The organism is Brakhagea baltica, from assembly GCF_052161605.1.
Classification (GTDB): Bacteria; Planctomycetota; Planctomycetia; order Pirellulales; family Pirellulaceae; genus JBKCUI01.
Window position 1 is genome coordinate 1,005,201 of record NZ_CP197409.1, and the last position, 16,680, is coordinate 1,021,880.

General features: G+C 53.9%; 2 protein-coding genes. Both read right to left on the minus strand.

Annotated features, from left to right (window positions below; all coding sequences use genetic code 11):
* Window positions 1-275: 275 nt before the first annotated feature.
* Window positions 276-1,103: an ankyrin repeat domain-containing protein gene (locus SH449x_RS04060; RefSeq protein ID WP_482380039.1), complete on the minus strand. Its 828-nt coding sequence runs from the start codon at window positions 1,101-1,103 to the stop codon at window positions 276-278.
* Complete coding sequence (locus SH449x_RS04065) at window positions 1,100-16,678, minus strand: putative Ig domain-containing protein (protein ID WP_482380040.1); 15,579 nt, start codon at window positions 16,676-16,678, stop codon at window positions 1,100-1,102. The genes SH449x_RS04060 and SH449x_RS04065 overlap by 4 nt, the downstream gene beginning before the upstream one ends.
* Window positions 16,679-16,680: the final 2 nt, after the last annotated feature.

The window sequence follows — 16,680 nt, forward strand, 5'->3', positions numbered from 1 at the left end:
AAACTATCTCCCACCATATTGGCACCTGTACTTCTGGCTTATAAAAGCCCGTCAAAATTAACACCAAAATAAGGCTGATAATGCCTATTGGGATTCCGAGTATCCCAGCTGCTATGTACCCACAAATTGTTCGAATCAAGGAAACAAAATTTTTCACTGCTTTGCCACCTCCTCACGCCAGGCTTGAATCACGATATTGGCAAACCCCATTTCCTGTCTTGGGGACGGATCTTTGTCCATTATGCACATGATATCCAGCCGACGAAGTTGGGATGTTAGTCTTGGAGTGATTCGGCCTGGTTATTCGAAAAGCTTGGTATTCGCCATTTGCCAACACCCTTCTTCTCATCAGTGAATTCAAATGTCGCATTAAAGACATCCATGTCATGATCGTGATACCATTGGACAATCTTTTGATACCAGATATCTTGCCTTGCCGTTTCCGCAGAGGTTTTATCAATCCCCCGGCCGGTCCAACACTGCTGGATTCCCTTTATGGCTGTTGAATACAGAAACGTCTCTGCATTCGGATCAGCTCCATTTGCAAGCATGTAGTAAGCAGGTTCGAATTGGCGAAACTCAACAGCAACATCATAATGCTGCTGTCCATTGTCGAATTGCCCTCGAACATCTGCGCCGTACTTCAAGGCTAACATAGCATGGGTTGATACGCGTCCGTGAAGGGATTCTGACAAAGGAGTGATTTGGTTTCGACTTCTCTTATTTGGGTCACCACCGTGAATGAAAGCTGTCTCGAGCCAGATGGGCTCTTTCTCTCTTCTCGCTAGATGATGCAGGAGCGGATACGGACCAAACTCCGTTTTCAGATAGGCTACGTTTACGTTGGCTCCATTCTTGAGTAGCATCTCAAATATTTCTACATTACCTACTTGATATGCATCCCCAAGAAGTCCGGTTGCTAAGTGTGAGTTCCCTTGAACGAGTTTTTCAAGTGCCTGTTTGTCATTGTTCTTAATCATTGCGACACCGCGAAAAAGCTGAAGGTAATAAATCGTCGTTCGCGCGACCAGAAAGGTGGCAATGAACATAAACGAGAACACGGCGATTTTCTTCCAATGATTTTTGATTTGGTTCGTTTTCAAAAAAAATCTTCCATACCTTGCAAGATGTCGTCGGTGTGTCGAGCGATGGGACTGTCACTCCGCCCCCTTAACCAATAAGTTGTACCAGCAGACGAATTGGGCAGGAACCATCCAAAAAATGGAGAATCTTGTAGCGTACTCAAGATTTCGCCTTGAACTCTATAGTTCGTAATCAGACGGGAAGCACCGGAGGTCCTTGTTGTATTAGGATTAACCCCAGCGGCATTGAAGGTAACGGCCTTCTGACGCGTATGCAGGGCAGATGCGGTAGCAAGCCCTCCTCCTAACGAATGCCCAGTCATAGTGATTTTATAGCCAAGCCTTTCAGCCATCTCGACTGCTTCGACAGCGTCCCTTTTTGCCCTGGTATACTGCCACCCTGCATCCACCATAGTGGTTCCTTGTTGAAAGTTATTCGCCCAGTCTCCGAAATGAGACAAACTGGGGGTGGATCCTTCATAAACCATAACGAGTTCCCTTCGTGAGTCATTTTTATAGAGTCTCGATCGGTAGGAATAAAACCTGTCTTCTCCCCCAATACCGTCAATGCCCTCCCAACCGTCACTCTCGACAGCATCGCGCATCCTACGCGCTCCCTCATAGATTGATAAACTCAAGCGTGCGTAATCGTAATCATGACGTGCACGTTCTGGCGTGGGTGGTGGTCCCTTCTGTTTTAACTCGGCCGATTTCATGCTTGCAATCAAAGAGAAGAAGAGCCCTTCAGTGGCCACTATCGACAATAAAACAGACCCAAGCCAACCTGCATATCCGACCAACCATATCCCCCCGTAAGCAAGCCCCATTCCAGCAAACATGCCTACTAAAATCCCTCTGGATAAACCCAAAATGATACTGGTGCCAGAATAGTACGCCATTGTCGCGCCCACAGCCCCTCCTATTAGCCCACCCGCAATTCCAAAAGCAATCGGGATTTGGGTAATGAAAGACAAGCCTGACGGATCGATGCCGGTAAGTGGATCGCCGTGGACGAAGCCGTATTTGTGGAAACTGAAGGGGTCGTTGGGGTTGCCGGCGAAGGGGTCTAGACGCTCCCAACGAGCGTTCGATGGACTGTACCAACGGGCTCGCATGTTGTAGAGCCCCGTTCGTGCGTCAAACGCTTCGCCGTTGTAAAGCTGAGACGTTAGTGGGGAGACTTGAGTTGTGAGGTTTTGACCTGAAGCGTTGTGGAGCCCTAAGAGTTCGCCATAAGCAGAATAGGTGAAGATCTGTGCGATGGCGGCGGCAGTATCCAATAGAACGCGAGTGCTTCCTTTCCCATCATGACCGAAGGTGTGAGTCTCGGTCGAGACAACCGAGCCACTCGATGGGTCGATCTCACTAACCGTTTGCGTGATCTCGTCATGACCGAAGGTATACGATATCCGCTTCGTGGTTTGCCCCTCGGCATTCTTGCTCGTTTCAAGAACCGTTTGAGCATAACCAGTGAAGTTATGATGGTCGATCAAATATTCGGTTGAACCTTGTAGCTCGAAACTCGACGTTTGAAGGTCATAGCTGTAATCGGTTGCTATAAACCGGATGCCTCTTGGATCATAGCGATACTCTACTTGAGTCCGACCAGTGAAGGTGTCGGAACCATCACTAGTAGTCGTGACGACTCTTTCAAGCTGCCCCTTCAAACCATAAGACATGGTTTGAACCATTGTCGACACGGAGGGGACAGAAACGGTCTTGGAAGTCTGTTGGGTACCGGTCCAACCGTAAGATGTCAATTGTGATGGCGTTCCCGTGCTGGTGAGATTGTTGTAACGATACTCGTTCAACAAACGATCACTTGAGTCGTAAACATAAACATCCGTGAAATCATTCTCGATGCCAATTCGATCAATCGTGCGACGCATTCGATTACCAACCAAATCCATGATATAGGACTCGGTTTGATCGATGCTGTCGTCGCTGGAATCTAGAATTTCCCGAATCAAGCGTCCCGCATTATCATACGTCCAGGTGTAGCTATTGGCTAAAACCGCATCCGTGATCGCACTCACAGGCTGGAAGCCGAAGCCGCTTCCGCCATATTTCTCGGTAAGCCCCACTCGTCTGCCATCTGCCCGATATTCGTAATCGTAAATCGCAAGTAACGCATTGTCGGTCAAGTTTCGATTGTCGTTGTCAGCCTGGAAGTGGCGCATCACATCGAGCCGCCCGAGGAGGTCAAACTTATAATCCTCCACGATGCCATTGGGCATTTCCGTGTAATCCATCCGCCCGAACAGATCGTAAAAATAAGTCGCTCGTTCGGGCTGATCACCAGGCACGATAGGATCAACATCGACGGGAACGCCATCGCGAACCGTTGTGCTGACGGTACGGAGTCGCCCGAGAATATCGTAGGCGTATTTTACTACGGAAGTTGGCGTTACCTCCAGGTTTCCATCGGCATCTCTAGTAAACGCGGACACTTGGATTCGCCGATTCAATGAATCATATTGATACTGAACCAAACCTGTCGGTGAGGCTTCTTGAGCGAGCCGATTCTGTAAGTCATAGGAATTGGTCCAAGTATCGGTAAGCTTAACCGTCGCTCCATCCCGATACTGATGAATGGTGGATTCTAAACGCCCTCGGCTATCATAGGACATTCGAATCGTCTCCCACAGCTTACCGGTGGGGAGAGTACCATTCAGTTGGTAGTTCACGTAATCTTGTTCGGAGCTGAACAGGTTATAACCGATCATCCGACCGGCGCCCGAGGGAGTGTCGTCATAGAGTGATTGCTTGTGGACACCTTCGAAGGAGACGTGCAATACGAGACGTTGACGATTGTCGTAGGAGAATGATTCGGTTTGCGAGTCGGGAAGCACACGGTGGGTGTTTTGGCCTCTTGAGTCGAAAGCAAACTGGGTTTCCCGACCGTTAGCGTCAACGAGTTTCGACATCTGCCCAAAGACGTTGTAATGATATCGGTAGATCGGCTGTTCGACCGGATTATCTGCTTTGAGCGGATTCGGTACAGCGGGGAGTTTCACTGCGATGAGTTGGTCGAGATCGTTGTACAAAAACTCTTTGCGAGTACCGATCGCGTCGATTTCTGCGACGACTCGCCCGCGATCATCATACTCGCGCTTGGTTGAGGATTCGAGGGGGGTACCGACGGCGTCGATGGTCTCGATCACTTGCCCGAAGGAATCGGTGATGTCTTTGCGTGTTCGTTCTTGAGAGCGATCGATCTTGACAAAACTGCCATCAAGTTTCTCGATATGGATGATTCCCGTATGGGTTACGGTAGCTCCACCGAGAGAGTCATAAACCTTTTCATTTCTTAAGCGGACGAGGAAGTTTGAACTAGGGAGGTTGAAGGGTGAAAGAGTAAGATCGAGGCCGACGTCCGAGGCGGGGAGTGGATGGCCCAGCGAGGCGATCTGACGTCCGCGAGTGTCGAACAGGGTATCGGACAAGACTCCAGGACTCAGGTTCCAGCTTTTAGCATACGGATCCCTAGCGGTGCCATGTGTGGGATAGTTTGCCAGGGCGGCGGATTGGGCCAAGGCGGTTGGGGAGAGGGTGGACAGGGGGACTCGGCCGGAGATGGTGCGCCAGACTCGACCGGCGCGGTCGTAAAGGGTTTCGGAGACGGATTCGAGAGTGCCGGGAGATTGGAGGACGAAGGCGGCCCTCCCCGGCTGCGCCGACCCTCCCGGAGGGAGGGTGACTAGGGCGTCGGTGTAGCGCTCGGTGGCGATACTGCGGCCTTGGGAATCGTAGACAGTGCGGGTGATGCGCATACTGATCGGCGGAGCGATCAGCGACTTTGGGTCCTCACCTAAAGGTGTGTCGAGAGGCACGAGGAAGCCGTCAGTCGAAATGATGGCTCGTCCGAAGTTGTCATAAATCGTTCGGGAGACGAGCCAGTGACCGGTGGATGCACCGGAGGCGGGAGGCAACTCGGTGCGGGACTCGACGACTTCGCCGTGCTGGCCGTAGAGGGTTTGGGATCGTAGACCGTGTTCGTTGAACGTTTCGATGACTCGCCCAGCGTCGTCGTAATGGGCACCGGAGAAGGAGATGACCGTGCCAGCAGAGATTAGGCGAGAGGTTGGAGGTTGAATGCCAGACGTGACGATGTCGATGTTGAGCCCAACAAGTTGTTCGGTTCGTTCGACTTGTCCGAGTGTGTTGTAAACGGTATGGGTGCCGGTGATCTCTTCGGGATGGTTGGTAAAGACATCTTCGGTAAAGGAATCGGTGGAGTAGATGGCACGCCCTGCGGCGTCGTAAAGTGTTCTTGATAAGAACCAGACAGAGTTTCCATTTTCGTCGATGGATTCTTGGCGGTATTCGATTGCCAAGCCACGTCTGTCGTAAATTGTTTCCGAGTTGAGCCCGGTCGAATCGATTTGGGTCGAGCCACGATTGAGCGCATCATAGAGAACACGAGAAGTCTGACCACGAGGATCGATCGATACGTCGAGTTGTCCGTCTGGTCCCAGGACGGTGGTAGAACTAAGGGTTTTGTCTGGCAAGATGCCGTTAGGGTCGGTCCAAACATAGGAAGCCCCGATTTGGCGACCGACGGAATCATACTGCATGGAGCGCGAGTTGCCATCAGCGTCGGTCATCGCGATGATATCGCCAAAGGTGTTATAGACCATACTAGAGGTCGTGGAGGTCCCGACGCTCCAGTTGGATTGCGTCACGTGGGTAATGTTCCCAAACGAGTCGTAACCGAAGGTAGTGCTGTTACCCAAATGGTCGGTTGTGCCGACCAATTGATCGTCATGGAACGCAAAGGTTGTTGCATTGCCGAAGACATCGATGTTCTGTCGCGGGTAACCTTGATTGTCATAAATGGTTCGGGTGACATGGCCACGGGAATCGGTTTCGCTGGTCCGCTGGCCCCATTGGTTGAAGGTGAATTTCACGACCTGGTCATCGCCAGTCCCGGCAGCAATCTGCTCGGGGGTGTCCGGTTCGCCGACAATCGTGGTCATTCGGCTGGGGAGTCCCCGCTTTTGGTCGGAGTACTCGGTGAGGATCACGATACCTTGTTCGTCGACGCTGCGGGTAGGGTTGCCGTGCCGATCGAGCGAGACTTCGGTCGAGCCCGATGCTGACGTGCTAGCGACGGTGAGTTCAACGATGTCGTAGGCGATTTGAGCCGATTGCCCCTCTGCGTCGACCAGTTCGATCAAGCGACCTGTGTCGGGATCGAAGTTGGCTTGTACTGCAACCACCCCCAGAGGATCGGTGATTTGCGTAAGGTAATGAGCAGCGCCGGGGATTCCAGCAAAAGCAGGATTTTCTGCGAGGTTATAAGCGAACCGGATCGGCGTGGGATCGTTGCTCGGGTCCGCATCATTGAGGCGAGCGGTGGCGCGGCGGTCGTAGAAGCTAACTAGTTGCCCGGCGGCGTTGTACTCGTACAGGAGCGAATGCCCAGCGGGATCGGTAATTCGAGTGATGCGACCTCGCATGTCTCGTTCGAACAAGATGCTGCGCCCGCGATTGCTGTGCAGACCGTCGTAGTGCGGTTCGACTCGGTTACCATAGCGATCTTCTAACGAGACGGTCTTACCCGTTGTAGCGTTGACATTGTATTTGATACGACTCGGGAACGTGGTGACTTGGAATGCGTTGCCGAACTCGGGGTCTTGTGGGTTGTAGGTCGTGCCAAAGCCACTGAGGTATTCGTTACCGAGTTTTTTGAGGCCTCCAGCGGGAGCTTCAAGGCGATAGCTGTTCCCAGCGTCGGGAATAAAAAAGCTTTTCCAACTGAGGGGAATTCCGAACACGGATTGATCCGGAATCGCATGGAACGTGAATCCCTCCTCGGTTCCTTCTGGGGTGGTTACAAAGACGCGAGTCCCATCGACAAAGGCTCGGAAGCGACCGGAGCCTACTCCACCCAAGGTCGAAGCGTCTATCCGCACGGTCGCTTGCCGGATATCGAGCGACCAGCCATAACCAAAATCACCTGACGTTTGGGCATCGAGCGTATCGTATTTGCGAACAATAGTTATAGGAATTCCGGCAACAGGGATAGTGAGATCGTTAAAGGAGAGGGAAAAATTACCCAGCTTCAAGCGGCCTTCAACCTGGACGTAGGTGTCGCGGATCGTTTCATTGAATCCAGCATCTCGGGCGATGGCTCGGAGGATATAGGAACCATTTGGAAGATTGGTCGGGTCAAAAAGCCCGAGAGAGAGGTCGGTGACACTCGAGAGGGTAGAGCCGGCGGAAGCGACACGGGAGCCAAAGGGACGGAACGGAGCCGATCCATCGGCGGGTGCAAAGAAGAGTTGTACCGAGGTCAGGTCGTTTTCTGGATCGGTAACGGTAAGATGAACGTGGGTGGGGGCGGTGATGGAGGTGCCACCAGTTGGCTGAGTGAAATGGATTACTGGAGCTGCGTTGTTGGGATCCCGAACGAATACATCTAGGGTGGTCGTGGTGGTATTGCCTGCCCAATCAGAGGCAGCAGCGGTAACGACGTAACGCCCTGGGGTTTGGAACGTAAATTTGCTAAATCCTGCGGAGGAGATGGGTAAATTGGTATCGTTAACCCGAAGGGTTCGCTCAGCGATACCTACATCGTCGCTCGCGCGAACTTCGATGGACAGTTCGGTACCGACGTTGACAGATGTTTGAGGAACAATAATTTGCACCGATGGTGCCGAGATGTCTGGCTGGACAGTCAGTATCCAAGATTGTTCGATTGGGGTGGGAACACGGGAGTCGGTGAGTGAGACAGAGATAGAGTGCTGCCCGATGTTCGCTGCAGAGGTGGTCCAAGTGACTCGACGGGTTTGGGGATCGAAGACCAGACCGTTGGGTGCAGCGACGAGGGCAAGCGTGAGTGAGTCGAAGTCGGGGTCCGAGACCAGGACATCGTAGCGATAGACGGCTCCAGCGGTGATGGTGGTTGGGGGAATCGAGTCGTACTGAGGGGGGCGATTGGCCGTGCGGACTGGGAGGTTAAATTGATAATGTGCGGCATTGCCAGCGGGGTCACTGGCTGTGAGACGGACAGCATGAGAGGTATTGACCAGGGAGGCAGGTGGATTCCAAGTCACAATGCCGTCGGTGGCGTTGATGGTCAGACCGGCAGGTCCGGAGACGACGGTGTAGGTGATCGGATCACCTTCGGGGTCGGTGGCCGGAAATCGGCGGGAGTAAGTACTACCGATTTCAGCGACTCCGGGGGGAGTGTTTTCGAAGGCGGGTGGATCATTGGGACCAAAGGCATCGACACGGACATCGAACACTATTTGCGTGCCTGCACCTAAAGGATCAACGGCGGCAACGTGGAATCGGTAGGTGCCCTCGGTTTCGGGAGTCCAGGAAAGTACGCCGGTGGTTTCGTCGAGCGTAGCAGCGTGATTAGGGTAGTCGGGAACGAAGCGGAAGAAGATCTCATCCCCATCGGCATCGACTGCTGTAAATTTGGTTTCGTACGTTGTGCCGCGACGATGATGGACGGGCGGGTCACCTGCGATCAGGGCGGGGCTATTTCCGGATCGCGTGAGCAGTGTATAGGTGAAACGATCGGATGCACCGGCGGTATCGGTCACTTGGACAGTTATCGTTTGCGAACCGACATTACTGAAGGTGGGGCGATAGTCAACCAAGCCGCGTGAGTCGATGCGGACTCCCGATGGGGCATCGACCAGGGACCAGACGAGCGTATCGCCGTCGGGATCGAACGCGTCAAAGAGGGCTTGATAGGGGCGTCCCGCTGCTGCGTGCAGTAGAGCTGCTGGGGGAGGATTGTTGGATTCAAGAGAGTAGTCGGTACCGCGAACTTGAACGCTGGTAATAGACGGTGCGGTGTTGGCAGCCGAGTGTGCGACGTTGATGCGCCAGGAGGCTGAGTTAGAGCCACCTCGTCCGTCGCTGACCGAGACAGTCACGGAGTGAGGTTCGCCTCCCGTGGTGACTTGTTCGGAACTGGGTGTCCAGCGGAGTATGCCCTCGTTGGTCACGGTCAGGCCTTTGGGACCGGAGACGAGAGTAAAGGTTAATGGATCGGCATCGGGGTCGGTGGCGGGGACTTGCCACAGGTATTCGCTGCCGAGTTGGAGTCGGTTGCGCGGGGCACCGGTGATTTGGGGTGGCTGGTTGTTGCCTGTATCGATGACTAGGAGGTCAAAAGTTTGCTGGTCGCGGGCACCGAGGTTGTCGGTGGCGAAGACTGTCAGGGTAAAGCTACCTGGAGTGGTTGGAGTCCAGGCAAGGAGTCCGCTGGTGGGATCGATGCTGAGTCCATCGCGCGGCACGGCGGAGAAACGAATGGTATCACTGGGGTTGGGATCGACAGCGGTTATGTTGTAAGAGAGAGATTGGCCCAGTTCGAGGCGAGTGGGTGGGGTACTAGTGATTCGGGGAGGGGCGTTGGCGAGGACGGGAAGGCTGAAACTTTGGGAGATGGAGGCCCCAAGCGGATCCGAAACGGTGACGATAAAGGGGAACTGTCCAGCAGAGGTAGGAGTCCAAGAGAGGAGTCCGGTGGCGTCAATGCTGGCCCCCCGGGTAAGGGAATCGGCATCGAGAGAATAGGTCAAGGGATCGCCATCGGGATCAGTCGCGATCACAGGGTAACGATAAGCAAGGTTACGGACGGCGGGTCCGAGTGGCGTGCTGGTGATCTCGGGGGGCCGATTGGGTTGTCCGGTCGGGAGAATTTGTAATGTAAAGGACTGCGTAAAGGTGCCGCCGGTGGAATCGGTTGCGGTGATGGCGATGTTGACCGGTTCGGTGCGATTAGGTGTCCACTGAAGGAGAGCAGCTGCGGTGCATTCGCTTGTTCCGGCGGGGCAAGATTGCGAAACTAGGGTGAGGCCACGAGCAAGCGCGATCTCGTCGAGTGTGAGGGAGATGGTATCATCAGGGTTGGGATCGGTGGCGATGACGAGGTATTCGTAGGGTTGGCCAACGCGAGCCGGACTTGTAGGGGTGCTGACGATGCGTGGGGGAGCGGCATCGGAGACCGGGAGGAGGAATTCTTGGTAGGCGACTCCGCCGCGCCCGTCGTTGGCGGAAACGACAAAACGATAGGCACCGTTGGCTAGAGGAGTCCAGGCGAGGAGCCCGGACTGCGGATCGATCGTGGCACCGGTGGGAGATTGGTTGGGGAGGAGACCAAAGGTGATAGCGTCCCCGTTTGGGTCGGTAGCCGTGACGGGATAGGTCCAGAGGAGTCCCGGGACCGCAGGCCCGGAGGGGTGGCTGGTGATGGTGGGTGGATCGTTGGTTTGCGAGACAAAGAGTCGGTAGCTTTGAAAGGCCAAACCACCTCGTCCGTCGGAAACGCGCAGGAGTATATCGTGCTCCCCTAGGTCTGCTGAAGTGGGATTCCAGGCGACAACACCGGTTTCGGGGTCGACGACTAGACCATAGGGAGCAACGATCGCGGAATACGAGAGTGGATCTAAATCGAGGTCTTCGGCGAGGATTTGGTAGCGGTAAGGGCGGTCGACGACGGCGAAGTCGATAGGAGTGGAGAGAATATTAGGTTGACGATTGGGGGTGACTGTCGGGGGGGAGATTTCGACAAGCCAAATTTGTTGATCGCTACCACCTTTCGCGTCTGTCACTCGAATTGTGACCGCGTGCAGGCCGATTTGGTTGATGGTAGGAGTCCAAGAAATCTTGCCAGAAAGAGGATCGATCTGGAGACCTCGTGGGATTGCGGTGCCACCGGCTGCAGGACCGATGATTCCGAAACGGAGTTGGTCGCCGGAATCGAGGTCGAAGGCACGAGCTGTGATTTCGATCGGTTGCCCCGCGGGAACCACCATAGGGGGAAACGGGGCTAGGATAGGCGGATTGTTTTCTGCACGAACATCTCCGACGGTAACTGTCCACGTCTGTGTATCAGTTGCTCCCCAAGGGTCACTAGCCTGAAGTGTGAATTCGTAATGGCCGGGTGCGGACGGCCGCCAGCGAAGTTTGCCAGTATCAGGATCGAACGAGGCACCGTGGGTTTCGCCGATCAGTTCCAAGGTGACGGGGTCGTCATCTGGATCGATGGCTGCGGAATTGTATGCATAGCGATCGTTGATGGCGACAGGGATGGAACCGACGGTTTCACCGGCACCAGGTCGAACGAATTGCAGGTCGAACACATAAGCCTGACCATCTCCTAGAAACTCGGTTTCAAAGGGAACGATAGAGCCAGGACGAACACCGAATTGGATACCGGTGAGGTTGGTAAATCCGTTAGTGAAATCGGTAGCCAACAAGTCGACGTTGGTAGGAGCGTTTCGTACAGCAGATTCGATGGCAGCGACAACACCTGCGGAGAGGGAGTTCGGGTCGTCGGTGATTTGAAAGTAGAGAGGTTCGCCAGGGAGTATGGAGCTGTTCGGAATATTGTTGGCGAGGGGCTGATCACTCGAGTTGATAGCTCCAGTGAGTCGCGAGATCGCCTCTAAGGTTTGACGAGGTGCTGCGGAGATTGACGCATTTGTACCGAGTCCGACGACGAGAGCACCTTGAAGGAGCAGTGCATCGATCGCTTGTTGGATCGTAGCACCTCGTCCTCCAGGAGTGTTATCGCGAGAGAAAGAGGAGAGCTCGGAGAGAGGGATTTCCAGGCCGTTGATACCGACGATGCTCGTCGCTCCATCAGCCTGGTAAGCCGTGCCGGTATCGGTTGCGGCGAGGATAATTGGGATAGCACCTGGGCGGAAGCCCGCTCCCCCTCGGGTGCCTGGGCCGAATGGGACAAATTCGTCGTTTTGATTACCGTTGTTACCAGATGAGATCGCTTGTGTGTAAGTGTTTTGCAAGGGTTGGCGGGCTACGGTGAAGCCGAAAGGCTGAGAACCTGTGGACGAACCAAATCCACCCGGAGACACCGTGATGCGGTGTGCGCCGGGGGATAGCAAAATGGGACGGGAGAGGAAGGGGCGTTGATTGTTAGGGTCATATCCCTCAATGGATTCGAACCAGTTCGACCCACCTTGGGCAATGAAACTCCAGTCGGTAGAGCCACTGGTGCGTGTCACTGTAACATAGGACCAGTCGTCAAGCTGAATTTCGAAATCTTCTCTGGGATGTTCAGTAGAGACTGTTCCGAAAATCGGTATGTCAAAATCAATCGAGATGGGTGTCGGATAAGATACGGTCGAACCAACCCCATTCGGCGTGATCATCAGGCTAATGTCTTGCTGGCTGGAGTAGCCTGCCCAGAAGGTCGGTTGCAGACCGAATTGGTGGATTGGATCGCTGTTAGAACCGGGATTACTACTCGAACTCGGATATTGGAATACGATCAAACCGTGAGCGTCAAGGGTGATTTCGGGAGCGGGGACTAGTCGAAAACGCTCGCCAGGGGTGCCATCGATTCGCACCCAGTGCATTTGGTTCGCTTGAACAGAGAAGCTTGATGGGTTGCCTATGGCTGCGGTTGAGGAAGACTGAATAGGGAAAATTGAAGGAATAAATCGAATCGGGTTGGTTGGGTTGCGACCGCGAATGGTCAAAGTATAGGAATCGGCTGCGAGAATATGCTGTTGGTCCCGTGGATGGAGTGTGCTACCGTCGAAACCGTGACCAGAACCGCTAATGGGGACTCGTGTGTTTATGAAGTCCGAAAAGACATAGCCAGAAGAATCGGTGAGTTCCCAAATCACCGATTCGGACGCGGATATGGCATCGAACGAAACGAAACTGGGGGAAGCGAGAGTAAATGTGTACTCTCGCCAGACATCGGATGGGTTTGCATCGAGGGTTGTTTCGACGTCAAACGAGAGGGGTTGGGAGATGGGCGCGAAAGTTGTTCGCCGAACAGTACCAGGTTCAGAAAGATTATTTGCGACGAGGAGGTACTCGCCATCAAGAGAACTCATATCGATGATTGAGGCACCCGGTTCAAAGGTGCGAACGAGGCGATCTTGAGGGTTGAGCAAAAACCATTGTCCCATTCCTCCGTTAGTCGACGTTTCGATTTGGAAGAACTCGCCTTCGGTTAGGTTGAATCGGTAGGCTCGGTTCGCGAGAGTATTGGCTGGAACATCAAGAGTTACATTGAGGGGCAACTCGACTGCTTGAGGGCGTTGTTGACTGAAGTTAATGGAAATGAACGGCGGGACGTCGCCTGAATTGCCTGGTGTTGTTTGAGTGCGTACCGCACCTACAGGACCACTTTCGAGGAGATTACCATTGTTGTTGCCGTCGAAACCTACCCCCGTGGCGACTTGAAAGAGGGCTTCGATCAGGGATTCTGGACCATCACCTCCACTTCCTGGAGCTGTCCGATTCAAGGCGGAAACGATCCACTCGTTCATGTCAGGCCAATCGACGGGTAGAATCGGTTGGTTAAGAATGAATGGACGGTCCAATGTTGAGGTGAATTGCCATGGGTGACCGTAGTCCTCAAACCGTCCAACACCGAATCCGAAATCGACGTCGGGCAATGACGTCTGCAGCTGCGTTATAACCTGAGGGAACACGTTGGCCAGAATGGGGCCCTGGCTGGCGAAGCTACCCGTATCGTCTAAGAGGAGAAAAACGTCGACTTTAGGGAGAGTCCTGGGGATCTGGACGGTGACGGGTATATTGGCTAATTCCCCCGGTGCAAGATCTAGTTCGATCATTGAAGGTGTAACGATACCTGAGGCTTGGCCTAGGAGACCGGCGATATCGAATTCGAATTGGGGAGTCGTTACGATCACCGGGGGGCGATTGTTGGGATTGGGATGGACGTAGATTTCGTAACTTTGAATCGCGACTCCCCCACGTCCATCGTCAACTTGCAAGGAGACTGGGACAAACTGACCAATGTGTTGCGGAGCAGGTGTCCAAGATACATTGCCAGCCGGGTTGCCTGGATCGCCCGAATGTGCAGGCCCCCGTTCCATTCGCATACCATCGGGACCGGCCAGGATCGAATAAGTTAGCCGGTCTAAGTCTGGATCGTTGGCTCGTGATGCGTATGTGTAGGGAGAACCCACATAGGCGTCCACGACTGACATGGTGACGAAGACGGGAGGCCGGTTAAGACCACTGCTCGATACGCTGATAGTGTAGATTTGTGTATCGTAGGCTCCCCACGGATCGGTGGTGCGGAGCGTGACGAGATGACTGCCCTGTTGGGAGGCGGTCGGTGTCCATGTCACTTGACCGGTTGCCGCATCGACTGCCAAGCCGCTAGGTCCCGAGATGAGAGCATATTGCAATACATCGAGGTCTGGGTCAATCGCTTGACTGTTATAAACATAGGCGTTGCCGAGTGCGACCGTAGTGACAGGAATTGAGGTAAATCGAGGCGGACGGTTAATAGTACCGAGGACTTGGATTCGGTAGTCAAATCGTTCGAGGGTTGACTGGTGGAACTCCAATGGAAAGCGGATCGATTGGCCGGGCTCCCAAGCGGTCTCGACGGCATTGGCAAAAATGTTTCCTGGGGCCAAAGCAGGTGTGGCATCAAAGAACGGTGAACCGGCGAGAGCGGCGACGGCCGGATCGATAAAGCGACTCGTATCCCATGGAAGAATGCCCGCATATCCAGTGAGGGACGCGGTCAATGATTCGATCTGATCGACCGTTATGAGCACCGGGCCTCGAATCGCTTGTTGGGATTGGTTGGTGAGGGTGAGACCCGCGATGACGGTTTGCGTATCGGTATCGTAGGCGGTCCAATCGTACTGAATTGCAATCGAAGGAGTGATCTGGCTCAAGTGTCGCCAATCGTCCGATTGGAAAGCGCGAACAGAGCCATCTAGAGTACCGGGGAAAGGACGATCGGTGGAGAAACTGGCAGCGACGCGTTTAGACCCAGGTATTTGGGTGACATGCGGGAGGAACGAAACGCGTGTGCTGTTGTCGGAGTCGTTATTGACCAAACGGAGAACAAGATCTCCCGTGAATCCGTCTGGCAGATGAGACACATCGATAGTGAGTCGACCTCCTATATCGGCTGGGCCAATGTCGGTGATCTCATAATGGGTGCCTGAAGCGACAAGCGTGGTTTGCGAGTCGGTCTGGTTGAATAGGGCATCTCGATCCGGTGCGATCGAGCCCACCACCGGGCGACCCGCAGAGTCTAACAAGGCAACTTCAAACGCATCTCGCATGCGGCGACGATCTGTTCGATCGAAGTTAAGACGAGAAAACGTAGTTTCTAAATGGGAGATACCAGCGGCGAGCGTTATAGGAAAACGATGTTCGGTAACGAAGCGATCGCCTTCAACGATTTCGAGCCAATCGGAGAGGACGGTAATCGTAAAGCTCTTTTCATCAAAGAGACTCGGGGAGCCATCATCGGTTACGCGGACAGTTATTGGGAAAGTGGTTTCCGAGAGGACCGATGGGGCGGTCCAGCGGAACAGGCCAGTTGTGGGATCAATCGAGGCGCCTGCCGGTGCACCGGGGCGCAATGAGTAGGTTAGGCGATTGGTGGGGATATCGGGATCGGATGCGGAAGTTTGTAAGGTGAGAGTTTGACCTGGAGTGAGCGTGGTGTTGGAAATTGGAGAGAGGATGGGCGGCCGGTTGACTTCGTGGACCGAGATCGTAAAGGATCGAATTGCAAAAGCACTAGCAGAGTCGGTAACACGGACCGTGACACCGTAGGTGCCTGGACCGTCCACTTCGGTGGGAGTCCAAGACAGTAGGCCTGTATTCGGATTGATTGAGAGGCTGGGAGGAGCAGCATCCAGGGAAAAGGTTAGGGTGTCGTTTGCAAGGTTGGGGTCTCCCGCAATGACTTGAAGGACGAAAAGGGTTTCCTCGGGATGAGCTTGATTGGGAATAAACGAGATAAAAGGAGCGGCGTTGGAAGTGACAGGTGGACTCAGGGTAAGATCGACAATCGCATCGTCAAATCCGCGATCCCCGATGATGGGAAGATTGGAAACAGGAGCGTGTTGCTCCCAGCCTATACGTAGTCGGTTTTCGGCCAGTGATAAAACGCGTAAGTGCGATTCAGGTGAACCATTGCTAGTCGCAGACTGAAGAACATAAACACGGACATGGGATGCAGCGGGAAGCGAGAGTTGAGTCGTGAGATCAAAAACATCGCTGCGCGAATAGAGAACGCGGCGGGATGCTGATCTCCAAACGGCCTGGGGGTATTCCGGGTGGTCAGGAAGAAGTCCATTAACGCGGCCTTGTTGGTCATCGACCACGAAAATCCCCATCTCATTGAACTCTCGTTTTCGTACGGTGAGTTGAGCTTCGATGTTGACTATTTGATTTTGGGAGCCCGGCAGGTGAGCGAGCGGAACGCTGATAAATCCAGCGGGAGCGACTTCGGAGTCACCAGGATTAGGAAATACGAAACTACCGGATGCGCCGGAGTTAATTGCATTAATAACGCGAAGGACATCGAGGGGTGTGAGTTGGGAATCACCATCGACATCGTAGTAATAATCAAGAGGGTTGATCCGGATAGGAAGTGGTCCCGATCCGAACGCGTTGATACGATTGATGAGAACGAGGGCATCGAGGGGCGACAGGGTTTGATCATTGTCGACATCGAGGGGGCGTGCAGGGTTTTGCCATGGGGAGTAGAGAACGCGTCGATCTTCGAGTTGTTCGAGAAGAATGGAGCGGGTTCTGGCTCGATTCTTGTTAAGGGAACGGCGCTTTTTAAGAATTCGCATGG